Annotated in this window: 21 protein-coding genes and 2 pseudogenes; all 23 read right to left on the reverse strand. The window is 46.5% G+C overall.

The window, feature by feature from the left end; genetic code table 11:
- The gene (locus tag RE628_RS22150) at positions 1-1,329 is read right to left on the reverse strand and encodes an FG-GAP repeat domain-containing protein (RefSeq protein ID WP_309155091.1); all 1,329 of its coding nucleotides are present in this window, start codon (positions 1,327-1,329) and stop codon (positions 1-3) included.
- A gap of 154 nt (positions 1,330-1,483) precedes the next feature.
- Positions 1,484-2,362 (reverse strand): L-serine ammonia-lyase, iron-sulfur-dependent, subunit alpha, encoded by an 879-nt coding sequence (gene sdaAA / locus RE628_RS22155; RefSeq protein WP_309155092.1) that lies wholly within the window; start codon positions 2,360-2,362, stop codon positions 1,484-1,486.
- Between the two features lie 20 nt (positions 2,363-2,382).
- A complete protein-coding gene (gene sdaAB, locus RE628_RS22160; RefSeq protein WP_309155093.1) occupies positions 2,383-3,045 on the reverse strand; it encodes an L-serine ammonia-lyase, iron-sulfur-dependent subunit beta in 663 nt (220 codons plus the stop codon).
- Positions 3,046-3,234: 189 nt separating this feature from the next.
- A pseudogene (locus RE628_RS22165) lies at positions 3,235-4,190 on the reverse strand (3'-5' exoribonuclease YhaM family protein).
- A gap of 114 nt (positions 4,191-4,304) precedes the next feature.
- Positions 4,305-5,975 carry a WIAG-tail domain gene (locus RE628_RS22170; protein ID WP_309159531.1) on the reverse strand — a complete coding sequence of 557 codons (1,671 nt, stop codon included), beginning with the start codon at positions 5,973-5,975 and terminating at the stop codon, positions 4,305-4,307.
- Between the two features lie 14 nt (positions 5,976-5,989).
- Positions 5,990-7,687 carry a hypothetical protein gene (locus RE628_RS22175; RefSeq protein ID WP_309155094.1) on the reverse strand — a complete coding sequence of 566 codons (1,698 nt, stop codon included), beginning with the start codon at positions 7,685-7,687 and terminating at the stop codon, positions 5,990-5,992.
- A gap of 74 nt (positions 7,688-7,761) precedes the next feature.
- On the reverse strand, positions 7,762-8,409 hold the full coding sequence (locus tag RE628_RS22180; protein ID WP_309155095.1) for a hypothetical protein: 648 nt from the start codon (positions 8,407-8,409) through the stop codon (positions 7,762-7,764).
- Positions 8,410-8,492: 83 nt separating this feature from the next.
- Complete coding sequence (locus RE628_RS22185; protein WP_309155096.1) at positions 8,493-8,810, reverse strand: hypothetical protein; 318 nt, start codon at positions 8,808-8,810, stop codon at positions 8,493-8,495.
- Positions 8,811-8,971: 161 nt separating this feature from the next.
- Positions 8,972-9,328 carry a hypothetical protein gene (locus RE628_RS22190; protein ID WP_309155097.1) on the reverse strand — a complete coding sequence of 119 codons (357 nt, stop codon included), beginning with the start codon at positions 9,326-9,328 and terminating at the stop codon, positions 8,972-8,974.
- Between the two features lie 160 nt (positions 9,329-9,488).
- Positions 9,489-10,373, reverse strand: coding sequence for an IS3 family transposase (locus RE628_RS22195; protein WP_309153810.1), 885 nt, complete (start codon positions 10,371-10,373; stop codon positions 9,489-9,491).
- Positions 10,325-10,639 carry a helix-turn-helix domain-containing protein gene (locus tag RE628_RS22200; protein ID WP_309153811.1) on the reverse strand — a complete coding sequence of 105 codons (315 nt, stop codon included), beginning with the start codon at positions 10,637-10,639 and terminating at the stop codon, positions 10,325-10,327. Before RE628_RS22200 ends, RE628_RS22195 begins: the two co-directional genes overlap by 49 nt.
- Before the next feature lie 97 nt (positions 10,640-10,736).
- Positions 10,737-13,295 carry a DUF2339 domain-containing protein gene (locus RE628_RS22205; RefSeq protein ID WP_309155098.1) on the reverse strand — a complete coding sequence of 853 codons (2,559 nt, stop codon included), beginning with the start codon at positions 13,293-13,295 and terminating at the stop codon, positions 10,737-10,739.
- A gap of 262 nt (positions 13,296-13,557) precedes the next feature.
- Positions 13,558-14,019 carry a disulfide oxidoreductase gene (locus RE628_RS22210; protein ID WP_309155099.1) on the reverse strand — a complete coding sequence of 154 codons (462 nt, stop codon included), beginning with the start codon at positions 14,017-14,019 and terminating at the stop codon, positions 13,558-13,560.
- An 85-nt stretch (positions 14,020-14,104) separates the two neighbouring features.
- On the reverse strand, positions 14,105-14,815 hold the full coding sequence (locus RE628_RS22215) for a DsbA family protein (protein ID WP_309155100.1): 711 nt from the start codon (positions 14,813-14,815) through the stop codon (positions 14,105-14,107).
- Positions 14,816-15,008: 193 nt separating this feature from the next.
- Positions 15,009-16,721, reverse strand: a complete 1,713-nt coding sequence (ptsP, locus tag RE628_RS22220; protein ID WP_309155101.1) for a phosphoenolpyruvate--protein phosphotransferase — start codon at positions 16,719-16,721, stop codon at positions 15,009-15,011.
- Positions 16,714-16,989: an HPr family phosphocarrier protein gene (locus RE628_RS22225; RefSeq protein WP_309155103.1), complete on the reverse strand. Its 276-nt coding sequence runs from the start codon at positions 16,987-16,989 to the stop codon at positions 16,714-16,716. The genes ptsP and RE628_RS22225 overlap by 8 nt, the downstream gene beginning before the upstream one ends.
- Positions 16,990-17,515: 526 nt before the next feature.
- Positions 17,516-18,364: a glucose PTS transporter transcription antiterminator GlcT gene (gene glcT / locus RE628_RS22230; protein ID WP_309155106.1), complete on the reverse strand. Its 849-nt coding sequence runs from the start codon at positions 18,362-18,364 to the stop codon at positions 17,516-17,518.
- Positions 18,365-18,583: 219 nt separating this feature from the next.
- The gene (locus RE628_RS22235) at positions 18,584-20,089 is read right to left on the reverse strand and encodes a flotillin lipid rafts scaffold protein FloT (protein WP_309159532.1); all 1,506 of its coding nucleotides are present in this window, start codon (positions 20,087-20,089) and stop codon (positions 18,584-18,586) included.
- A 24-nt stretch (positions 20,090-20,113) separates the two neighbouring features.
- Positions 20,114-20,479, reverse strand: a complete 366-nt coding sequence (locus RE628_RS22240) for an NfeD family protein (RefSeq protein WP_309155108.1) — start codon at positions 20,477-20,479, stop codon at positions 20,114-20,116.
- Positions 20,473-20,769 carry an NfeD family membrane protein gene (locus RE628_RS22245; protein WP_309155110.1) on the reverse strand — a complete coding sequence of 99 codons (297 nt, stop codon included), beginning with the start codon at positions 20,767-20,769 and terminating at the stop codon, positions 20,473-20,475. Before RE628_RS22245 ends, RE628_RS22240 begins: the two co-directional genes overlap by 7 nt.
- Positions 20,770-20,927: 158 nt before the next feature.
- Positions 20,928-22,507 (reverse strand): annotated as a pseudogene (locus tag RE628_RS22250) (UDP-glucose--hexose-1-phosphate uridylyltransferase).
- Positions 22,508-22,520: 13 nt separating this feature from the next.
- Positions 22,521-23,507, reverse strand: coding sequence for a UDP-glucose 4-epimerase GalE (galE, locus tag RE628_RS22255; RefSeq protein WP_309155112.1), 987 nt, complete (start codon positions 23,505-23,507; stop codon positions 22,521-22,523).
- A gap of 1 nt (position 23,508) precedes the next feature.
- Positions 23,509-24,687 carry a galactokinase gene (locus RE628_RS22260; protein ID WP_309155113.1) on the reverse strand — a complete coding sequence of 393 codons (1,179 nt, stop codon included), beginning with the start codon at positions 24,685-24,687 and terminating at the stop codon, positions 23,509-23,511.
- Positions 24,688-24,733 lie beyond the last annotated feature (46 nt).

The raw sequence follows: 24,733 nt of genomic DNA on the forward strand, positions 1-24,733 counted from the left end.
TCAATATTTCGTATTTTTAAAGCCGCCGACCAGTTCCATTATTGAAATAGTCAGCGATTTTATCGCATCTGGATATTTATCCAAGCTCTCCGGGAAAATCCCGAAAATCCATTTGTCATTGCCTTCACGCAAAGTAACATATTGATATCCAGATCTCTTCCATTTTTCGATCTCTTTGCTCTTATCAGACACCGGCACTACTTTTATCTCCAGTAGGTAGACATTTGGATTACTCAAAGGTCTGAACGAGATGCTATCTTTATCATTTTCGTAGCTAAGCGTTACCTGATCGGTCCAGCGCATCGGTAGATCAAAGCGATAGTTATACTCAAAATCATAGAAACTGTCCATGATCGTCTGCAACTTACCCTCTGTCGTCCATTGTACCCATTCATGGATGAATGGCATGTCCGAATAAGGGACATCCTCCGTTCCCGGAGGTTCCTTCATCCGATCAACCTCGAGGATTCCATCTCCGTTAACATCCTCACTTAATGTCGTCTGGGCATTGAAAAATTCCGGGTTGAGCGGGTTGGCATTTAGTACATCCTTTAGTTGCCCTTGATCCTCAATTAACATGGATGTAAAAGAGGAGTGAGCACCCATATCGGCCACAATAACGACGCCTTGACGTTCCTCATTCACTTTGCCTGTAACAACCTGGGCGTAGCCGTTAATGGAACCATTGAGATCAAGCGCCGTCTGTTTAACCAATTGGTGGTCTTGAAATTCATATAACGCCGCTTCCGCCACCATTTTCTCGGAATCCCAGGATAGGTTGAACAACTCCGGTTTATTGTCGCCATTAAGGTCTGTAACAAGCATCTTCGTATACAGCATATCTCCATCCAGCTCAAGTTTGTCCTCTTTATTCACCGAATGGATTTGCAGTTCATTGCGTCCGCGAACCCCGCCTTTCCAGCCGGTGATAATCTCTTTGCGCCCGTCTCCATCCAGGTCAGCGAGCTGAAAGAAATCAATGCCTCGACTCGGTACCGTCACTTGATCTAGGCGTTCCCATTTGCCGCTTTTCTCCCCTAATACGATATAGCCGTTCTCAAATTCATCGGCTTCATTCGCGAAGAAAGCGATAACCTGCCGATTCCCGTCCCCAAGAATGTCCTTAATAAATATAGCGGTTGCCCCATATGGCCCGTTATCGGGGATAACCAGCTTGGAATGGGGCGGCAATTGCTGCAATACTTCCTGCCTAATATTAGACTGCTGCTGAGACTCGGCAGGAGGCTGCAGCAATTGAAAAGGTGTACTGCTAAGGCTGCAGCCACTAATAAGTAAGACTATTCCGCTTATTATTAACACACTTATCATTCGATATATTCTCATGTCATCACCATTCAATTCAAAATTCATAGACCTGATTATATCTATAATCATAAAGAATGACATAAGATGAAGAGTTACAGAACTATTACATGAACAAAGGCTATCACACAAGGTCAGATGACCTTAGGATAGCCTACATTTAATTCTGCTCACCATTCAGTATCTCTTTCTTCAGCCTTCGGCCTGTTGGCGTGTCAGCAAGACCACCTTGAGCAGTCTCACGTAACGCAACCGGCATCGATTGACCAATACGATACATCGCTTCGATCACTTCATCGCAAGGAATCGCACTCGTGATACCGGCTAGTGACATATCCGCTGCTACCATGGCGATAGCGGCTCCCATTGCATTGCGCTTCACACACGGAACTTCAACCAATCCAGCGACGGGATCACAGACTAGACCCAGCAAATTTTTGAGAGCAATAGCCATCGCTGTAGCCGATTGCTGCGGTGTTCCTCCAGCCAGAGCAACAATCGAAGCCGCGGCCATACCCGTTGCAGAGCCCACTTCGGCCTGGCAACCTCCGGCGGCCCCACTGATAGAGGCATTGTTGGCGACAACCATGCCGAATGCCCCGGAAGTGAACAAAAAATCAATCATCTGATCTCGAGTCGGATGAAGCTTATCTACAAGCGCGAATAACACACCTGGAATAACCCCCGATGCTCCAGCGGTCGGCGTGGCACAGATCAATCCCATCGCTGCATTCACCTCATTGGTAGCTACCGCTTTGCTAACGGCATCAAGCACTGTAAAGCCGCTTAAACCTTGGCCACTGGAGATATATTGATGCATTTTTACTGCATCCCCTCCCGTCAATCCGGAATGGGACTTCACTCCGCTTAGTCCCCTTTCCACAGCTTTCTCCATCACCTCAAGATTACGCGACATTTGCCCGCGGATCTGTTCAAGGCTCTTTCCGCTAACTTCCATCTCCTGACGAATCATGATTTCTGCAATAGAGCATGACCCTTCCTCTGCCAGTGCGATTAACTCTGCCACATTAGAAAACATTGAAGTATTCCCTCCTTTTGCTAATCCTCCATCGACAGCACACGGTCGACTCCCTCCAGTTGACTAATTGTATCGATGACCTCGCTACCAATCATTTCATCCGTCTCGATAACCATTAGAGCCATTTTGCCTTTCTCCCTACGGGACACCTTCATATTCCCGATGTTGACATGATTTTCACTCAATATATGGGTCACTCTGGCGATCACGCCATAGCGGTCATGGTTAATAATAAGAATGGCTGGACTTTCGCCAGACAGGCCCAATTGAAATCCGTTCAGCTCACGTAATTCAACCTTACCACCGCCGATTGAAATCCCTACTAGGTCGATTTCCTCATTCCCACTCTGCATGGTGATGCGGACCGTATTTGGATGCTCCGGAATCGCCTCTTCAGTTCTAATACTAATTTCTATCCCGGCTTCCTCTGCATATTTCGCAGACTGAGGTAGACGTGGATCATCCGTATCATACCCCAATAATCCGGCAATTAATGCCACATCAGTAGCATGTCCCTTATAAGTATCAGCAAAAGAACCGTACAGCGACAATACAACACGTTTCGGTTCCTTGCCAAATATGCTGCGCGCCAGCCTGCCGATCTTCGCCGCCCCTGCTGTATGAGAACTAGATGGACCAACCATAACTGGACCGATCACATCAAACACGCTTCGGTATTTCATTATCATTCTCCCTTATCCTTAAATCATGAAATATCTCGTACATAAAGAACCACTAATACATAATATGCGCTTAGTAGCGCCGATGCAATGATATATAACCATGTCTGGAAACAACATAAAGGCCACCCCATCGGCCTTTCATGACCGCGAGACAGCCTGTGTATCTAGTTATCCATTATTCAATGTATATTATACTCTTAAACGATAAATTCCTTTATTCTCGAGACCGCGAATGAGCGGGTCCAATCTTCATCCTCCGAGGTTGTGTTCAATGCGTCCTCCACCATTTGCAGCTTCGCATCAAGCGCATCTATATGGTGCAGGGCTACGGCCTCCGCTGTCTGCGGCTGTACGGGGCTTCCCCACTCGCCTAAATTATGATGTGAGAGCACCAGATGTTGCAGTCCCATCACCTTCGGTGAATCAAGGTCAATATCAAGACGGATCGCCGCCTCTGTAATCCAATTGGACGCCATCGAGATATGGCCTAGTAGCTTACCAGGTGTGCTGTATTCTGACACAATGCCGAGCTGCGCCACCATCTCTTCAGGTTTGGCGATATCGTGCAAAATAATTCCCGCCCGGAGCATATCCGGATTCAGAAATGGTCGCTGGCCACACAGAAACTCACCAAGCTCCAGCATCCTAACCATGTGATAGGCAAGTCCGGCAAAATAAGCGTGATGGTGTGTCTTCGCAGCCGGATAATGCATTAGCTTCTCTTCCACTTTATCAACACAGTACGTTACAATTCTACGGATCTCCTCGTCCACAATAGAGGTGATCGTCGCCCGGATCGTATGGATTAAGTCTACTGCCCGGATCGGTGCGGAACGGACGAAGTCCGTTAATTTCACTCCATCTTCTTCTTTGACCGGGCGTATCTGAATAATCTTCATCTGCAGCCGTTCCCGATACGTCTGTACAACACCTCGTACCTTCACAAGTCCCATTGGGAAAAAGGTCTCTTTATCGACTTCTGAAGCATCCCATAGTTTTGCAGAGATTTCTCCACTGGAATCGCTCAGCACGATATCCAAATAATTTTTGGGAGGCGTACTATTGGTTAATTTAACCTCTACTTCCTTCAACAAATAATAACCGATGATTTCCTCTTGATTTACAAATTCCCTAATTAATGTCATGGATTCTCCCCAGAAAATGATCATATCTCTATTATACTATGGGTCCGAGAAAGCAGAAATGAAAAGGCAGGCAGCCCCGGATCTATCCGGTACGGCTGTCGGCCACACCTGCAACTATTCCACTATCGTGGATTCACTCTTACTTCCAATCGCAATCCAAGTAATAAAGCCATAATTGACCGAACTATCCTTCAGTCTTGATATCTCTACAGTAGCCATATCTAGAGACCGATCCTTCAAAGTAACATAGTAGGCTGGATGATTGGTCATAGCTACAAGCACATAATGCGGATGATCAAAGGGCTCATCGAACAGAATCGTAATCTCAGTCGACTTCTCATACCCCTGCAGAAGGAAAGCCGACATACCAAACTGCTGCACAACCTGTTGATCACTGATCGCCTGGATGGGATTAATTCGTAAATGCTCGGAACCGACAGAATGTGGCGATAGATGACGGGATGTGATCGATCCATCCGCCAGGTGACGGGACTGTACTGATTCATCAACCAGATGGTGGCTGGATACAGATCCCTCCTGAATATGTTCAGAGCTGACCGATTGCTTCGATAAATGATTGGATTGTACCGCTTCATCAGCCAAATGGTGCGACTGGACAGTTTCATCAACCAGATGGTGGCTGGATATCGAGCTCTCCTGAATGTGCTCGGAGCCTACGGATTGCGGCGACAAATGATTGGATTGTACCGCCTCATTAGCCAAATGGTGTGACTGGACAGTTTCATCAACCAGATGGTGGCTGGATATCGAGCTCTTCTGAATGTGCTCGGAGCCAACGGATTGCGGCGATAAATGATTGGATTGTACCGCTTCATTAGCCAAATGGTGTGACTGTACTGATTCATCAACCAGATGATGGCTGGATATCGAGCTCTCCTGAATGTGATCGGAGCTGACCGACTGCTTCGACAAATGATTGGATTGTACCGCTTCATCAGCCAAATGGTGCGACTGTACTGATTCATCAACCAGATGGTGGCTGGATATCGAGCTCTCCTGAATGTGCTCGGAGCCAACGGATTCCGGTGATAAATGATTGGATTGTACCGCTTCATTAACCAAATGGTGTGACTGTACTGATTCATCAACCAGATGGTGGCTGAATATCGAGCTCTCCTGAATATGCTCGGAGCCGACGGATTGCGGCGACAAATGATTGGATTGTACCGCTTCATCAGCCAAATGGTGTGACTGTACTGATTCATCAACCAGATGGTGGCTGAATATCGAGTTCTCCTGAATATGCTCGAAGCTGACGGATTGCGGCGACAAATGATTGGATTGTACCGCTTCATCAGCCAAATGGTGTGACTGTACTGATTCATCAACCAGATGGTGGCTGAATATCGAGCTCTCCTGAATATGCTCGGAGCCAACGGATTGCGGCGATAAATGATTGGATTGTACCGCTTCATTAGCCAAATGGTGTGACTGTACTGATTCATCAACCAGATGGTGGCTGAATATCGAGCTCTCCTGAATGTGCTCAGAGCCGACCGCTTGCTCACTAAGCACGTCGGAATCAACCGTATCATCCAGCAGGTGTTCTCGGGATACTGAACCTGCTTGGATATCTTCTCCTCTGATTCCGCCTGCGGGCAGCAGACCCTGTTCTTTAAGCTCCTTAGCCAAATGCTCGCTGCCGATTACATTTGGAAGAATATGATTTGAAGTGATCACCTTCTGTCCAATATGCACCCCATCAATGCAATTCTCTGTTAAATGACGCGAGTTGACCGACTTCTCCGCTAGATGCTGTGGCATCACCGAATCAGCTGTCAAATGAACGCTGTAAATAGAATCCGGTTGAATATGAACCGAGCCCACCGACTGGTTACGAAGAACCTCAGAATCGACAGATTGCTTCTGAAGATGCTTCCTGGTGATTGAATTATGCAATATATGCTCACCCTGAATGCCCTCCTGAGGTAAAATGCCCTCCTGCTTAAGCTCTGGGGAGAGATGCTGGAGAGATACAGCCTCGGGCTGAAGGTGATAGAGCCGATCACCGCTTCCCCGATATGCCGCGCCTCAATGCTGCCCTCGGACAAATGCCCGGATTCCACCACTTCTGCTGCCAGATGCTTCGCCTGTACCGCTTCATCCGTTAGATGCAGACTAAAGATTGAATTGGCCTGTAAATGTATAGCTCCAACAGAGTGGCTCTTCAGCACATCCGCGTCTACTGAGTTTTGTTCCAGATGGACCCGGCTAATCGAGCCAGGCTGCAGATCCTTGCCTCTGAGTCCTTCCTTCGGAAGCAAACCTTCCTGCTGAAGCTCGTAAGACAGATGATCACGGTTTACGACGCCGTCACGAAGATGCCTTGAATCAACTGCCCCTTCATGGATATGGGATTCATCCACGCTGCCTTCGGTTAAATGCTGTGCTCCAATAATCTTCGGGGCCAAATGCTGAATCTGCACAGCTTCATCCGCTAAATGATAACTTTGTACCGATTTCAGCTGCAGATGCAGCGAACCAACCGACTCATTTTGTAGCGTTTCATCATTAATTGATCCTTTTTGCAAGTGAATGCGACTGATCGAGCCGGGTTGTAGGCTTGATCCACCAATGCCCCCTTCGGGCAATATACCTTCTCGAACGATCTCCTCATCCATCAAACTCTTTGATATCGTACCCAGTTGAATGTGTTCTGCTGTAATCGACTGCTTCGCGAGTAATCCGCTATCAATCGCCTCTGGAGCGATATGTCGGGAGTGTACAGCCCCACTAGCCAGATGATCACTTTGTACGGAAGAAGCAACGATATGCTGACTTTGGACGCTATGTGCCTGTAGATGGCCTATACCAACCGAGCCTAGCTGAAGTACCTCTCCATCGACCGTCCCCTTCTGTAAATGGGCGCGGCGGATTGAAGATGGTTGAATATCCATTCCACTGATTCCAGCTTCCGGCAGCAACCCTCCTTCTCGCAATTCAACAGACAGATGCTCTAACTTCACTGCCTTTGGAGTAAGATGATGCGAATCAAGTACTCCTTCCCCAATATGGATGCCAGTAACACTAGCATCTGCCAAATGATGAGACAGAACGGAGTGATCCGCTATCTTGGTGGAAGTGACCGCTTGATCTTGCAGTGATTGCCCGGACACCGATTTTTCTGTAAAGTGAGTTTCCCTGATTACATTATCCTGTAGATGACTGGAATCAACCGCATCTTTTGCTAAATGAAGGGACTGTACGGCACCCACAGCCAGACCATCAGACAGCACGGCTCCTTGTGCCAAATGCCAGAATTGAATCGTCTCCTGGGCGATTTTCGAAGAGACTACGCTACCTTCGGCCAATTTATTGCTAGTAATCGATAGATCTGTAATTTTATCGCTACTCACGCTCTCTGGAGACAGCTTCAAGGCCGTAACCACATGATCCTGTAAATGATACGAGAAGATGGATCCCTTGCTCAAATGCTCCTCATGAATCGAGTCTATCTGCAGCTTATCGCTGCTCACACTGTTACCTGCCAGATGTTGTTGCTCAATTGAACCTGAGGCAATATGACGCGATAGTACTTGATCGTCACCAATTACCTTACTGGAGATTGCTCCCGTAAGATTTTACTCTCCGTTACACTACTTTCGGCCAACTTCTCTGATGTAATGCTTCCGGGCTGTAAATGTCTCCCTGCGATTGCTTCCTCTACAATATGCTCACCAGAGATCGCTTCGAAGTCGATCTTGTCACCAGTAACTGCGGAGCCGGCAATATGCCATTCCTGAATCACGCCTGGGGAGATATGATCGCGATGTACTACCCCTTGTTGCATATGTGAAGCATTAATCGTGTTAGCAGCAATTTGCGGCCCTTGCACGGCCCCTTTAGCCATATGTCTTGTCAGTACGGATTCATCAGCTAGCTTATGAGGCAGGATACTCTGGTCAGCGATCTTCGAAGAAGTAACCGCCTGCTCAACGATCTGTAACGTCCCCACAGACTGATCGGCCAGCTTAGTAGAGGTGACACTACGATCCGCCAAATGCCTCGCCTTGATCTCACCGCTTCCAATCTGTTCATCTCTAACGCTTCCAGCTTGCAAATGAGTGCTCTCAATAGCTGCTGGAGCGATGTGCATAGCCTCTACAATTTGCTCACCAAGATGATGCGCAGCCACGCTTCCCTTCTCAAGCTGCTCAGTTCCTACGCTAGAATGAGCCAAATGCACTTTAGCGATCAATCCGGGCGCAAGATGAGAAACGGTGATTGCATTCCCAGCCAGATGCCGGCTTTCGATTACACCGTCTTGTAACTTGATTCCCGTTACGGACCATCTCGAAGCTTCGTGGACGTCACCGCCCCCTCACCCAGCTTAGAAGCATCAATCGCTCCATTGGCGATATGGTAGGAATGGATACTTCCACTGCGCAGCTTCTCTGCTGATACCGCTTGATCCTGAATCAGATCCGTTGTAACAATCCATTCCCGCAAGTGGCGACTCTCGATGGACCCGTCAGCAAGCTTCTCTCCACCAATCACACCATCGCCGAGCTTATCGGCTGTAATACTGCCTTCCTCCAACTTACTTCCACTAATCGAGCGCTCACGGATTTTACGCCCTTCAATAGCTCCGTCTACCAAATGATCGGCTGTGATAGAGCCAGGGGCAATCTTGGAGGAATTTACTGCCGATTCAGCAATCTTAATACCGCTTACCGCATAATCAGCAATCCAGGCCGTTCCGATTGCACCATACTTGATCTTGGTAGAGTCGATCGCAAACGGTGCAATCTTATCACCGGTTACGGATGAACTCGACAGGTCGTCGGTATAAATAATTCCTTTTTCGAGCTGTGTTGCTCTTTTTCCTGCAAAGCTTCCTTAACCATCTCATCATGCCGATCGGGCTGCTCAGACACCTCATTAGAATGAAAGTCCTGTTCACTCTTCTCTTCCACTTTGTTGTCATCAACCTCGGCCAAAGCAAGAGACTGGTGCAGTTCAACTTCCTGTTCTTCCTGCTTGTTCTTTGTCTTGACAGAACTTAGTAGCTTCAGTTCATTCTTATCCGGATTATCCACGAAGTATAGCGAGTTTTTTGACTTGCCGTTTTTCGCGGTTTTCGTTCGCTTTTTCAGATCCGTCCTCCCCTTTGCCAAAAGATAAATCTCCTTAGGCATCATATGCGGGCATTTAGGCACCTGTCACAGCCAATCCACGACTTATCCAGCTTCTCAATCGATTTTATAATTCCTAAACCGTAATAAAGACCCTGCTCCAGATGGTCAAGCCCCTATTTTGTAGACATTGAAAAAGCCCTTAGGCCACGAGCTGGCGTCGGTACTGTACTGGCGTCAGCTTGTTTAGTTTTCTTTGTGGTCGATTATGGTTATAAAACTGGATATATGTCTCAATTCTCCTTTGTACCTCATCCAAAGTTCGGATATCATAGGGATAGAGTCCTTCCGTCTTTAGATGTGAGAAGAAGCTCTCCATCGAGGCATTGTCATAACAATTGCCTCTGCGAGACATGCTGATTTGGGCGCCAACCTGTGGCAGCATGTCGTGGTAAGCATAGGACGTGTACTGGAACCCTTGGTCGCTGTGAACGATCAATCCAGACACGTCCTTAGTCTTTTCAAAGGCATTTCTGAATGTCTGTAAGACCAGCTCGTTATCATTTCGCAAACTCATATGGTAGGCTACAATTTCGTTATTAAACAAGTCTTTGATTGCCGAAAGGTAAACCCAGGTGTCCAAAACTCGGAATTGGGTCACATCTGTTACCCATTTTTGATTGGGCTCATCCGCCTTGAAATTACGACTCAAGAGGTTATCTGCAAAGCGTCCACCAACAGAGGAGGAATAGTTATAACGCCGCTTACGACGTATTTTAGCTTGTAATTCCAAGGCTTGCATAAGACGCAATACTTTCTTGTGATTCCACCACACCTGATGGTCTTGGAGCAGAAATAATTGGATCTGCCGGTATCCGTACTTGCCTTCATATCGATCATATACGGCTTGGATCAAGGCTTTGCAAGACTCATCCCGATCTGTTTCTCCTCGCTTCAGATAGGCATAATATCCACTTCTTGAGACTTTCAATAACTTACATAGTGCATAAACATTTGATCCATCGGCTAATTCTTTGATTATAGAAAACTTCTCTTTCGTACCTCCCGCATCCAGATTTTCAAACACTTTTTTAGCATAAGATTCTCCCGTTCTAATTGTTGAACATACCGATTCTGATCCACATATTCTTTGCGTCTTCCTCGTTGATCCAGCAGACCAAACTCCCCTTGCTCACGGTATTTCCTCATCCACCTTTTCACTCTGTCTTTATCTTGAATTTCAAGATGCTCGGTTATCTGTCGATAGGTCCATTTCTCCTCAACATGTAATCGAATCGCTTCTATTTTGGTTTCTTCAGAATATGATTTAAACTTTTTCCCTTTGTTTGACACAAAAATACACCCCTAGAATTCATCGGTTTACCCAGGGGGTTTTTCCAATGTCTATTCTAAAGGGTGCACGTCAAGATAGAGCAGGGGTCTTTATTAACTATAAATTTTCACCTTGAGAATTCGATTCTGTCGGCTTGTGCATCGCGTTCAGCATATTCGACACTCTCTGATATAGATATGAAATACCCAATAGTAGCAGACCAAAGCTGAAGTACGCGATGATCTTGCTACCGGTTGTCATCAAAGACAGATCAAAGAGCAGCATTTTTCCCGTAGACAGCGACGTCAACCCGAGTCCCATTCGACGGATAAAGACGTACCTCCTGTGGAACCCATATGCAATATAAGCGATCGCAAGCAGAAGGTAGGTTAAGCTGAACAGCCAGCTCACATCCCCTAGTCTAAATTGAATACCTAAAAAGGCGGTGGAAATGGCAAATATATAAACTCCGAGGCATACCGGAATCCATTCCAGCCCCCAGGCTTGGCGACCAATAACCCGAAGCAGTAAATCCCGTCCACTGAAAAAGACAAATACGTTGTACATGATCAAAATGACCAGTGCCAAATAATTCTCAAACGAATTATATTCCCCGTTCGTATTCAATGCAGGCATCCCCAGCGTAACTCCCAAGGACATCACATACCCGATGAGATACAGGATTCGGCTATAATATTTAATTACCCTGTCATACAATATCTTCGCCTTGTTCAAACCATAGGCCATACCGAACGTAATCACAGCAAAGAGCAGCCATTGATAGAAGCTATATAAAATGGCGTCCGAAGGCATCAACGTCTTGTAGATCCGGTTGATTTCATACAGTAGGTAGAACCATATATTTACAGATGATATATACTTTAAGACCGCCAGCAGAGAATGATCTGACTGCTTATAGCGCTTGATCTCCTGTTCATCCCGAAGACGGTAACCATAGAAGCAAACCAAACCGATCAGACCCATCGAGATAAAGCTGTATTTCCAAGCGAAATCAACTTCAGGATTACTGAATAAGCCTCCCACCAAATCGACCAGGATAAAAGCTCCCATCGTCAGCGCCAGAATCCCCCAGCCAATCCTCTCCACAAACTTCGAGCGCTGCAAATGTCCCAGCACGGAGAAGACGATTCCCTCAATTAGCCAGCCTAGCGACATATAGTTAATTCCGAACTGGAAAGGGATAACGAGTAGGGAGAAGGTAAGAGATGTGCCATAGAACAACAGCCGCGTCTCGATTTCTTTGTCCAGATACTTGCGATTGAAACGTCCGAGCCCGTAATAGACGACACAGAAAATAAGTGCGAGCAAGCCGCGCAACTGATTCCAGTCCGCCTTATCGAATAGGCTGTACATTATGCTACAACTGATAATCGTATTTAGTGCTAGCAATGAGAAGTCAAGCCAATTCAGCTTCGATTGATAACGGAACGGTACCCACAGCGTGATGCTGAGATACATTAAGAATGTAATCAGTGCATAGCTGATGGCGATCACGGTTAGATCTGCAAGATTGACTAGGATTAGCATCGAGAGAGTGTTCAATCCAAAGCTTATGTAATGAACGATTGGCCAACGTTTCCGGAAGGAAATAAGTAGAATCAGTGCATTGAGTAGGAATAAATATCCCATCGCTACATAAACAGCACTACCAGCCAACCCATAAACCCCTAGATAGGAAAAGAACGGGAGATATCCTCCTACGAGTGCGAATGAACAAATCGTCTTAGATTGATATCGCAGTGACATTAGTGCAGCTACTGCAGTTATTAATACGGAAAGTACTAGCCCCAGCGATAAATTGATAATTTCTAGCAGGAAATAGCTATAGAAGACAGAGCCATAGAGTACTGAGATCCCGCCTCCCAACAGTCCTAGGGCGAAAATCTGCTTATTTCTCCGGAACAACCATTCCCCGCCTGCTAGCATCAGTAGGCCTAGTACAAAGAAGATAGCTCCTTTTGTATATGCATTAAACCAATTGCCATATGTATATTTGAATGCCGCACCCACTCCAATAATCAGCAGCAGAATACCCAGCTTGTTAATCCAATTCAAGCCGATCTTCATCTCCAGTTGATTCTGCTTTATGCGACGTTGAATCGTATATTCGTCTACTCCTTCGGCCTCCAGGCTCTGATAACCATTCAGAGCTTCTTCATGAATTCGCCGCTCTTCCGCATATAAGTACTGCCGGTGGCTCTGAATACGTTGAGTAACCTCTCCTTGGATATCGTCTAGCTTCGCGGATATCATCTGTTGATCGCCCTTTAAATAATGTTCCGCCTGTTCATACAATTTCTGTATTTTTTGCCTACTGGAATATTCAAGTGCTTGAAGTCGGTTCATATGTTGATGGGACGCAGAGGTGAAATAAGTATTCAGCTTCTCCTGAGATACTCTGATGAAGGTGAGCTTCTCGTCCAGAATCTGCTCGGCCAGAGCTGTGCGGAGCCCTCCGTTCTCCTTCTCTAGCTGCTGCAACCTGCTCTCTAATGCCGTAACCTGCTGCTTATACTCCTCATAATTGCGCTTAAGCACTTCATTCTCTTGTACAAGATCGCTTCCTTCGTATTCTTTAAGAAGTGCTTCATACTCATGGGCAATCATATTCTGTTGATCTCGAAGCATATTCAATCGGTCTTTGAATTCCCTCATACTTCCTCCTTTTTGCTTCTCATTTGGTTCGTTCTATATATTTCTATATCCCTCCACAAATTTCCTTTTGATTTTAACTATTTATGGTGCTACTTCGTCAGCATCTGTCCATCCTTAAAATTCTCAAACGCTTCAATACTGCTTATGTAAACTCTTTGGTATGTTTTATCATATTTATATATACGCAAAAGAGGGAGAGTAACGACTCTCCCTCTTTTGAACTGGATAAGCTGCACCATTCACTTATCAGAAATCTATGAAGTTATACTTGCTGCGACTCTTGTAGATCGGTGGGTGCTTGCACCTTCTTGTCTGACTTGCGAACTGCAAGCAAAAAAACAATGATCAAAATAAATGCGATCAGACACATCAGAGGAATTGTTAGAAAACCGAACCAGTTCAGATAGTCGAAGTCGCACGGTATGCCCACCTTGCATGGTAGTGCTTTAGCTAAGGCTGGAATTTTCTGTTCTGCATAATGATATACCGAGATGGATCCACCGATGAAACTAAGCGGGAGGATATAAGGGATCACATTCCGATCATTACGGTACGCTGCAATTCCGAGCAGTATCACTTGCGGGTACATGAATATACGCTGGAACCAGCACAGCCTGCACGGCTCAAAATGCAGTACTTCACTTAAGTACAAACTTCCTGCTGTAGCAACCATAGATACGATCCAGGCAAAATAAATACCATAATTTCTGAACAAAGAACGCACTATTCTCGCTCCTCCCTTAATTAACGGATACAGTATACTACAGGTGTGTGTTCAAAAGCGGACTTTTGAACAACCTCTTCAGGTTCTAGTCCCCGAGTGCCACCTTAATCTGTTGCTCGAACTCAGCATAATCATCATAACGACCAAGGTACTCCACACCATTAATATAATAGGTTGGTGTTCCTGAGACACCTAGCTTACTTGCTTTACTCTGATGTTCGTTCACTTCTTTGATATAGGTCTGATTCTCGATATCTTTCCGAAGCAAGTCAAAATCGATAGAGAGATTCGCCTGCTTCGCCAAATCTACCAAATAATCGGGAGTCGCCCATGCGAGCTTCTCATCCGGCTGATTGTGATATAAGGCATCAAAATAAGTCCAGTAATCATCCTTGTTCTGGTGGAATACTGACTGTGCAGCTAATGCGGCTGTTGTTGAATCCGGAGAGATGAAGGGCAGGTTCATGAAATAAAAAGCCACCTTCCCGGAATTTATATAATCGCTGGTCAAATGTGGTTTAATGACATCATTGGCCGTTTTACATGCTGGACACTTGAAATCGCCGAATTCGACTATTTTAATTGGAGCATCGGCTTGTCCTAACCTTGGAAGATTCTCATAGTCAAAAGATGCTGCCGACGCTTTAGGTTTTATTGATAGCACAACCACAATCAAAATTAGCAAAATACCGACGGTCGAGAACCAGACAATCCGCCTTGTCCGTTGCTTCTTCTTCGCTTGCTCTGCGGCGGCATTGCGCTGTGCCATTGCGCTCTTTTGTTTTTTTGGTGGCATTCTATCCCCTTCTTTCTACCAAATTTTATTAGTTTATATTAGAATATCTTAAATGCCAACAATCCTGCAACCATTCTAGTTACAAAAGCTTCTTTCGTCAAGTAATTACATCCTATCCATAATCATTCATAAAAAAAAGGCGACCCTGTCGGTCGCCATCATTCATTCTATATAATCAGTTCATACTATCCCATTATTCGCCGATCGAGCGAACGAGTTCTACCACCTGCTGTGCTGTCTGCAGGCCAATTGCCTTGGCTGCAAGCTGCTCCATCTCCACCTTAGACAGGCGAGAAATCTGTGAACGAGCCGGAAGAATGGATGTCGCGCTCATACTGAACTCATCAAGCCCAAGTCCGAGTAAGAGCGGAATCGCCGTAGCATCACCGGCCATCTCGCCGCACATGCCAACCCAGCGTCCTTCTTGATGTGCTGCATCGATGACCATCTTCACCAGACGCAGAATCGCCGGATTGTATGGCTGATACAAGTAGGATACGCGTTCATTCATCCGGTCTGCGGCCATCGTATATTGAATCAGATCATTGGTTCCAATGCTGAAGAAATCGACTTCTTTGGCAAATTGATCAGCTAGTACTGCTGTCGATGGGATCTCTACCATAATCCCTAGCTGAATTGAATCCGAGACCTGGATCCCTTCAGAAGCTAGCTTCTGCTTCTCCTCCAGGAGTAAAGCTTTGGCCTGACGGAATTCATCAAGTGTAGCGATCATCGGGAACATAATTCTCAAATTGCCATACACGCTTGCCCGTAGTAACGCGCGCAATTGTGTGCGGAATATATCTTGACGCTCCAGGCATAGTCTAACTGCACGGAATCCAAGGAACGGATTCATCTCCTTCGGCAGATCAAGATAAGGCAGTTCCTTGTCCCCACCGATATCCAGCGTTCTGACGACTACCGGCTTTCCTTCCATTCGTTCAAGAACGGTCTTGTAGGCATTGAACTGGACGTCTTCCGATGGAAGCTCTGAGCGTCCCATATAGAGAAACTCTGTACGATACAAACCAACGGCTTCCCCACCGTTCTCAAGCACACCTGTAACATCATTCGGAGTGCCTATATTGGCAGCAAGTTCTACATGAACACCATCCTTGGACTGAGTAGGAACCTCTTTAAGCTTCTTCCATTCCTCAATCTGACGGAGATATTGGTCACGTTTAAGCTGGTACTGCTGTAGTACCTCTTCAGACGGATTAACAATAACTTTGCCGTCCAAACCATCAACGATGACTGTATCTCCGCTATGGATTTGGGCCATGACCTCTTGAGTGCCGACAACAGCTGGAATCTCCAGAGAACGGGCCATAATCGCCGAATGTGAAGTCCTTCCTCCGATGTTCGTCGTAAACCCTTTAACATATTGCCGGTTCAATTGCGCTGTATCGGATGGAGTCAAGTCCTCAGCGATTACGATAACTTCCTCGCTAATATCGGCAGGATTGGTATAATTCAACCCTAGCAGATGAGTGAGTACCCGCTTGGTTACATCTCTCATATCTGCAGCGCGTTCTCTTAAGTAAGCACTCTTCATATTCTCGAACATCGAGATGAACTGCTTAGCTACTTCATCCAGCGCGTATTGAGCCGTCACCTTCTCGGCTGTTATCTTATCGCGAACAGCGTCAAGCAGCTCTGGATCATTCAGAATCAACAAGTGCGATTCGAAGATCTCCGCTTTTTTGGCGCCTAACTGTTCCTCAGTCCGCTGCTTGATCCCTTCGAGCTCCTTCTGCGATATAGCCAGAGCATCATCCAGACGCTTCAGTTCCGAATCGGAATCAGCTGCATTCTCTTGATGCACTGTATAGTCAGGATGCTCCAGCCGGAATGCTGTTGCGATCGCCACTCCCGAAGATGCGGCAATTCCTTTAATCTCAAGCATGGACTTCGCCTAACCCTTCGTTAACCATCACTTCCGCAAGCGCCTGAATAGCCTCTTCCGCTTGATCACCCTCAACGATTAATTTCAGGGCATCCCCCTTCTCCAACCCAAGGGACAAGACACCAAGAATCGACTTCAAAGTTACCTTCTTACCATTTGCCTCAGCAAAGGCCTCAGAATCTTTAAATTTATTCGCCGTATTTACCAAAGCGGTAGCCGGGCGGGCATGAATTCCATCCTCATCAGTAATTCTAAAATTTTTTTCCATGTTTATTTCATCTCGCTTTCCACAATTTTATGTCTGCAAATCTCTCTCCCTTAATAATACGGGAATGCGACATTATTTGCCAAATTGTAACTCACATTTCAATTGCATCATATGAGAATAATTTCACCAAATTCTGTACTTTTATCAAATTCAAATCGAATTTATGACCACATAAGGGAGCGTTCCGGCGACCCCTTAAGTTGAGCAACATCCCTCCTTTGGCTTACTATCTCAAAGGTAATTCAAAAAGTCCGCTTATGATAAGAAAACCTTTATCGAGGCCGTTTCATGACTGAAAACCGTCCTTTTTGAACTTGCATTTTTAAAAAACAAAAAGACATGAGCAATCAAGTCTCTCATTGCAAGCGCATATTCCTGGGGGTAGTATCCCCAACAAATAGCGTTACAATCAAAACACTTTAATCAACTCATGCCTGATCGAATCAGTCACACATTGTGATAACATATTTGGCTTTTGTATTACTTGTTAAAAGTATAACAAACCTGCATGGTGAGTGCAAGTTCCCTATTCTCCGGATTGTGCGGTAGTAATGCGTTGTAAATGCATCGTTAAATAACTGAGCTCAGCATGGCAAATTGGCTTATGCAGACGCTGCTCCATAATATCGGTCAGCTTCCCCGCTAATGTATACAACTTCGGGTATTCCTGTTGCAATAGCGTGTCCAATCGCTCGATTTCTCCAATATGCTCGCCTCGGCGTACTCGCTCAATTGCAAATCTCAAATGGGTAAGAAGTCTGGAGTAATCCAGTGAATGGCGGGAAATTGAAATGTGCAGTTCCTGCTCAATGGCAGCTACCAAATCAGCTATCAATTGCGCATGACCCCGAACCTCGCTAATATGTCGATTTGTAATCGCGCTATTAATATGAAGCGCAACAAAACCAATCTCGTCATCACCGAGGTCCACCCCCAACTTCTTATGAATCAGATCGATCGCATATTCAGCCAATTCAAATTCAAGGGGATATATCTCTTTTGTCTCATATAGAAAAGGATTATGGAAGGCAAGATCCTGTTCAGCACGCTTAATAGCGAATGCTAGGTGATCGGTTAGCGCAATATGTATATGTTCATTGAGCTCCGATTGCGTTTTCCGGGAAATATACGAGATGATTTCGCCAATGACCTCGATCAGTTGTTCATCCACCTGCCGCACGAGCTGCTTGTACTGCTCCTGCTCCAACTGACTCGTAAGAATGAACATTTTCTCGATCGCTTCAAGAGGAATGGTATCCCCGGTCTTGCGACTGAAACCGATGCCTTTGCCAATCACGACAACTTCACCATGCTCAGGATGTTCGGCAATAATGACGTTGTTATTCAATACTTTGGCCACTCGTAGGCTCTTCACATTTGCACCTCATTTAATAAATATTCAGTTGTCCGGAACGCTTACACACATTATAACTGACCGAATAAAGCGTTGCCAGTAATTCTGGACAAAAGGCCATGATATCCAGAAATTTCTTGTGTTTTTGCCTAAAATGGCAGCTTGTAAATTGGCAATGTAAACAAAAGACGTCTCACTTAAATGTGAGACGTCCGTATACATTATGCAAATATAAAGGAATTATTCCTGTGGTGGATGGATCGGATTCACAAGGGAAGCTGGAGAATTCGCTGCAGTTGGAGCTGGATTCGTCTTTCTCTGTGTAAGCCCCTTGATCAGTTGATCCACTTCAATACCGGATATATTCTTGATCATTTCCGGAGCTGTGGCCATCAGTTCAGTCACATAATTACTGACACGAGCCGCACCTTCTCCCTTTCCAGTATCCACTACCGTAAGTTTATCGATCGATGCGATCGGAGCCGCGATCTTCCCTGCTAATTCAGGCAGCATCTTGGCAACGATATCGAGCACAGCCGCTTCGCCAAATTTCTGGAATGCATCGGCTAGCTTCTCCTTGGCTTCGGCCTCAGCCAGACCACGAAGTCGGATAATCTCGGCATCAGCCGTACCTTTGGCACGCTCCGCATCGGCGATCGCCAGACCTTCCAGGCGCTTCTGCTCGGCCTGAGCACGCGCTTGAGCTTCGATGGAATACTGTAATGCATCAGCCTCACGCATTTTACGTGCTTTATCGGCTTCAGCAGCCTGTTCAACCGCATAACGGTCTGCATCAGCCTTCTTCTTCACTTCCGCATCATACTGCTTCTGCCGGACGACAATTTCCTTATCCTGCAGATCGATCTCCCGCTCTTTACGGACCAATTCTACCTTCATTTGTTCCTCGACCATGGTCTGCTTGGCCCGGGCTTCCTGAATATCATACGCCTGATCCGCTTCGGCCTTGGCCGTATCTTGATCCTTCTTAAAGGCTGCAACCTTCAGTTCCTTTTCCTTGGTCGCTTCTGCAATATTAGTATCGCGCAGCAACTCGGCTTTCTGTCCGGATTCCTCAGCAAGCGCCTTCTGAACCCTTGCGTCCCGAAGCGCCTCAGCCTCGGCGATATCTGCATCACGTTTTACAGCGGCGATCCGCGGTTTACCGAGCGCTTCCAGGTAACCATGCTTGTCACGCACATCCTTGATCGTAAACGACACGATCTGTAGTCCCATCTTCTTCAGATCACGGGCAGCTACTCCCTGTACCTCCTGGGCGAATTTATCGCGGTTGCGGTAAACCTCCTCAACCGTCATTCCGCCGAGAATCGAGCGTAAATGCCCTTCCAGTACTTCCTGAGCTTCACTCTTCAGCGCTTCAATTGGTTTGCCCATGAACTGTTCCGCTGCCGTAGCAACGTCCTCGACCGAACTTCCCACTTTAATGATGGCGACCCCGTCAGCGGATACTGGAACCCCTTGCTCTGTATAGACCTCTGGCGTCATCACATCCAACTTATGTGACAGCAAGGACATGAACTCCGCCTTCTGGAATATCGGCCAGATAAATGCCCCGCCCCCACGAACGATCTTAATCTTGCGGCCAGACCCATCATCTGCCACATTTTTACTTCCAAGAAAGGAACCGGTTACAAGCATCGCTTCATCTGGGCTAACCGTCTTATAGCGGGCCCAAAAGGCGATACCTAAAATAATAATTACAGCAATGATAATAAATGGAACTAGCATGTAATCTGGAATTGCATCGATCAATTAGATCATCTCCTCTTCTTTACTGTTGTCATACAATTCGGATACGAGGGCGACTCCCTCCTTCATATCCACAACCACAACCTCTGTACCGACGGAAATATTCCTCTTATCCCAACTCGTTGCGATATGTAGCGTGTTCCCTCCCACCTGCTTAATCATGATTTCCCCGAAGCCCGCAGAAGCGATTGGGATTGTAACTTCCCCTAGCTTGCCAGGGAGATCGGTCTCCGAAAAGCCAATTGAGTTCTCGCTGTTATCCATCGGCTTGACATAAATGAAATACACGATGACGGAGAGGAGAAGGGCGATTAAGATCGAGAAAATAACAATCGAAGTACTTCCCAGGCTGGTATATTGACTTAACAAAATACCGCTGCCCCAAAGGTCGTAATCGCTGAAGCACTAATGATCGGCTTGAAGAAGTCAACGGAGATCAAATCGAAAACCCCATCGATCCAGCTTCCGATTATATCTCCCAGGAGCGTACTCACCAGAGCAAAAATCGCTCCCCTATAAAGCAGCCCCAAAATAATCCGTCCATCCCTTCCCCTCCTTAAATCTAAATGATTGATCATATCATGATATGTAATATTTACTACGCAATATCCTAAATTTGGTTGCAACAGCCCCTTCCCAAATATTGCATCCAATTCCATTATACTCGTAACTCTAATGGAGCAACAGTGAATTTCCCTCAAACTTTATTCCTATTCTCCTAATATCGATATCCCTGTTTCGTTAGTTGCAAATTTCCTACAAAAAAATAGGGCCAAGCACCCAACCTAGTGCTTAACCCTGTTCATTTCAATGATTACTAATTCAGCGACTCATACCCAGTGCTTGTAACGAAGCGACGGAATGCTTCCGCCCTTCTTCAGTAACCTTGAACACACCGGCATGTCCCAGAATCTCGGCAAACTTACGGCCCACTTCATCGCGAAGCAGTGCTTCCGCATCCTCCTTGACCATTGCCTGCCCATGAGCCGCAACCAATTGCTTCACCCATGCGGTATGAACAGCCAATTTGGACTCAGGATTGGAGATGATCTCATCGTACAAACCCTTGTCTCCGCTCAAAATACTAGCAATATCAGCCAGTTCTTCTTTGAGTCGGCCAGGTAAAATCGCTAGTCCCATCACTTCAATCAGGCCGATATTCTCCTTCTTGATATGATGCATCTCGCGGTGTGGATGGAAGATTCCTTCCGGATGCTCCTCATTCGTGCGATTGTTGCGCAGCACGACATCCATCTCGAAGCTGCCATCTGCGCCACGGCGAACAATCGGAGTAACCGTATTATGTGGAACCTTCTCTTCTCCGGCCATACTGTAAGCAAACACATCTGCTGCCGGATCGCTGTATTCTTTCCACTGTTCATATATATCATTTGCCGCTTCCAGTAGAATATCGGGATTCTGACTATTCAAGCGCAGCACCGTCATTGGCCATTGGACAATCCCAGCTGTTACGCCTGGATAAGACGGATGCTGGAACTTCGATAGGATCGGCGATTTCTCCAGTGGGAAGGTATGCCTACCCCCTTGGAAATGATCATGCGTCAGAATCGACCCGCCCACGATCGGCAAATCGGCATTTGATCCGATAAAATAGTGCGGAAACTGCGCTGTAAATGCCAGCAATCGTCTTAGGGTATCCTTTGTCAGCTTCATCGGTACATGATCGTGGTGGAATACGATGCAATGCTCGTTATAATACACATACGGTGAATATTGAAAGAGCCATGGCTCCTTATTTAGTTCCAATGGAATCACACGTAGATTCTGACGTGCCGGATGATTGATCCGCCCAGCATAACCTACATTATCCCGGCATAGCTGGCATTTCGGATAGACCGGAGGCGGAAGCAGCTTTGCCATCGCGATCTCCTTCGGATTCTTCTCCGGCTTAGACAGATTGATGGTAATCTCCATCGAGCCATAATCTGTTGGCTGGTCCCAATATATATTCTGTGCAACCCGATCCATACGAATATAATTGCTAGCTACAGATTGCTTATAAAATTGATCTGTCGCCGCCTGAATACCTTGATCCGCTTCCGTCTTGCGGAAGGCCGTGATCATCTCGGACGGGCGAGGCATCAGCAGTCCCATAATCCGCGCATCAAGCAGATCGCGATAAGTCACTGTATTCTCAGGGATTAGTCCAATTTCAAAGCCATAATCGATCAATGTCTCAAGCGGCTGTTGTGGACTCGTCAACGCCTCTTCTGCAAGTTCTCCCATATAAGGCTCATCAAAGGAGAACAGCTCCAGCAGACGGTTGCGGGAATACTCCAGATCCCACCAATCTATCAGTCCTTGTTCTAGTGTATAGTGAAGCAGTCTTTCGATAGCTGCCTGTGCATCCTGCTTTTTCTTGTCTTCAGCTTTCACTTCTGCCCACTCCTTAGTCGTTATAACCTTCTTGATGATTACTGTGCCATGTCCAGGCACTGCCTATAATGTCTTGCAGCTTGTCGCGCGATGGCTTCCAGCCAAGCACGCTTCTTGCTTTGTCAGAAGATGCGATCAATACAGCAGGGTCTCCGGCCCGGCGAGGTGTGATCTCCACAGGGAAGTCACGGCCGGTCACTTCACGCACAGCCTCAATCATCTCTTTGACCGAGAAGCCTTGCCCGTTGCCGAGATTGAACACATCGCTGTCTCCGCCACCAAGCAAGTACTCTACAGCACGTAGATGAGCATCTGCTAGATCGCTCACATGAATATAGTCACGGATGCATGTACCGTCAGGTGTATTGTAATCATCACCGAAAATTTTGATCGAATCACGCTGTCCTAGCGCTGCTTGAAGAATAAGTGGGACAAGATGCGTCTCTGGATCATGATCTTCACCGATCTTACCGCTGGCATGAGCCCCGGCCGCATTGAAATAGCGTAGCGCTACATATTTGATACCCAGCACCTGATCGAACCAAGCCATCATCCGCTCCATTGTCAGCTTCGTCTCCCCATAGACATTCGTCGGATGGGTAGGGTCGCTCTCCTCGATCGGCACTTTATCCGGCTCACCGTAGGTTGCTGCTGTCGACGAGAATACAATTTTGCGCACATTGGCCTTATCCATAGCTTCCAGCAGACAAAGTGTACCGTAGACGTTATTGTCGAAATATTTTACCGGATCCTTCATGCTCTCGCCGACCAGAGAATTAGCCGCAAAATGGATAACCGCTTCGATCTCATTCTCTGCAAATAATCTCTTCAGCAGTTCCTTATCGCGCAGATCACCCTCATACAGCTTCCCGCCAAGCAACGCATCCCTATGCCCTGACTGTAGATTGTCGATGACGACAACCTCCTTGCCTTGCGCAAGCAGCTCCGCAACTGTATGGGAACCGATATACCCTGCTCCACCCGTAACTAAAATCGCCATTTTAATACTCCTCCTTCATTTCATGTACTCCATTGCCAACGCCACATACATAGAACTCACCCTTCAAGCCTGTTCTCTTCTCGTACGCCTCACCTACAAGTGACAAGAACTGCTCAATCGCATCTTCATGAACGAGGGATACCGTACAACCACCGAACCCAGCACCGGTCATCCGCGAGCCCAGCGTTCCTTCGATCTTCCTTGCTTCTTCCACCATAACATCAAGCTCCATACAGCTGACCTCATACAGATCACGCAGCGAATCATGGGAAGCATTCATCAGTTGCCCGAAGCGAACCAAATCGTTAGCACTTAGCGCCTCAACGGATTGAAGCACTCTATCATTCTCTTCAACGACATGTGTTGCCCGTCTTAGCAGCACTTCATCTGCGAATTTATCCTTTAACTTCTCAAATTGCTCTATGGATAGATGCGCCAGAAATTCCAAACCAGGTACATCCAGTTGCAAAATTGTCAAAGCCGCGTCACATTGCTCACGACGTTCATTATATTTGGAGTCAACGAGTCCTCTGCGTTTATTGGTATTGCTAATTACAAGCTTATAATTACCGGTAACGAATGGTACAAGCTTATATTCCAGTGTATCGCACATTAATAGGATCGCATGATCCTTTGCCCCGTTCGCAACAGCAAACTGATCCATAATGCCACTGTTCACACCAACAAATAGATTCTCGGCCCGTTGCGACAGCTTAGCGATTTCTACCTTATCAGCAGGCTGATTCTCCATAATCAAGAGTCCATACGCGGTGACAACTTCAATTGAGGCGGAAGATGAGAGACCCGCACCATTCGGAATTTCACCATGGAACAGAATTTCGTAGCCGCTACCAAGCTGCACACCATGCTTGCCAAGCTCGACAACAACACCGATCGGATAATCAACCCATTCCCCGGTCTTACTGCTTCCAAGCTTCTCCACATCGAACTCAGCCTGATAAGGGAGATTCGTAGATGAGAACAATACTTTGCGATCCGAACGCTTGCGAATCGCCATCGTTGTTCCAAACTCCAACGCAGCCGGTAGCACATATCCACCGTTATAATCAATATGTTCGCCGATTAGATTGACGCGTCCCGGTGCATTGAAGACAGATACTGCTTCACTACTCTCACCGTACCTTGATATAAACAATTGTTCCATCTCTTGTCGTTTCATCGTTATGGACACCTCATTATTTAGGATTGTTTGCCTTGCTCCCTTG

Source organism: Paenibacillus sp. D2_2 (assembly GCF_031199965.1).
Lineage (GTDB): Bacteria > Bacillota > Bacilli > Paenibacillales > Paenibacillaceae > Fontibacillus.

What these genes read in the sequence shown, in the direction of transcription:
- RE628_RS22215 (WP_309155100.1), bottom strand. Translation starts at nt 14,815, where the DNA reads ATGCCACCAAAAAAACAAAAGAGCGCAATGGCACAGCGCAATGCCGCC.
- RE628_RS22260 (WP_309155113.1), bottom strand. Translation starts at nt 24,687, where the DNA reads ATGAAACGACAAGAGATGGAACAATTGTTTATATCAAGGTACGGTGAG.
- sdaAA (WP_309155092.1), bottom strand. Translation starts at nt 2,362, where the DNA reads ATGTTTTCTAATGTGGCAGAGTTAATCGCACTGGCAGAGGAAGGGTCA.
- sdaAB (WP_309155093.1), bottom strand. Translation starts at nt 3,045, where the DNA reads ATGAAATACCGAAGCGTGTTTGATGTGATCGGTCCAGTTATGGTTGGT.
- RE628_RS22235 (WP_309159532.1), bottom strand. Translation starts at nt 20,089, where the DNA reads ATGCTAGTTCCATTTATTATCATTGCTGTAATTATTATTTTAGGTATC.
- RE628_RS22245 (WP_309155110.1), bottom strand. Translation starts at nt 20,769, where the DNA reads ATGGAATTGGATGCAATATTTGGGAAGGGGCTGTTGCAACCAAATTTA.
- ptsP (WP_309155101.1), bottom strand. Translation starts at nt 16,721, where the DNA reads ATGCTTGAGATTAAAGGAATTGCCGCATCTTCGGGAGTGGCGATCGCA.
- RE628_RS22170 (WP_309159531.1), bottom strand. Translation starts at nt 5,975, where the DNA reads ATGCCACAGCATCTAGCGGAGAAGTCGGTCAACTCGCGTCATTTAACA.
- RE628_RS22225 (WP_309155103.1), bottom strand. Translation starts at nt 16,989, where the DNA reads ATGGAAAAAAATTTTAGAATTACTGATGAGGATGGAATTCATGCCCGC.
- RE628_RS22150 (WP_309155091.1), bottom strand. Translation starts at nt 1,329, where the DNA reads ATGATAAGTGTGTTAATAATAAGCGGAATAGTCTTACTTATTAGTGGC.
- RE628_RS22205 (WP_309155098.1), bottom strand. Translation starts at nt 13,295, where the DNA reads ATGAGGGAATTCAAAGACCGATTGAATATGCTTCGAGATCAACAGAAT.
- galE (WP_309155112.1), bottom strand. Translation starts at nt 23,507, where the DNA reads ATGGCGATTTTAGTTACGGGTGGAGCAGGGTATATCGGTTCCCATACA.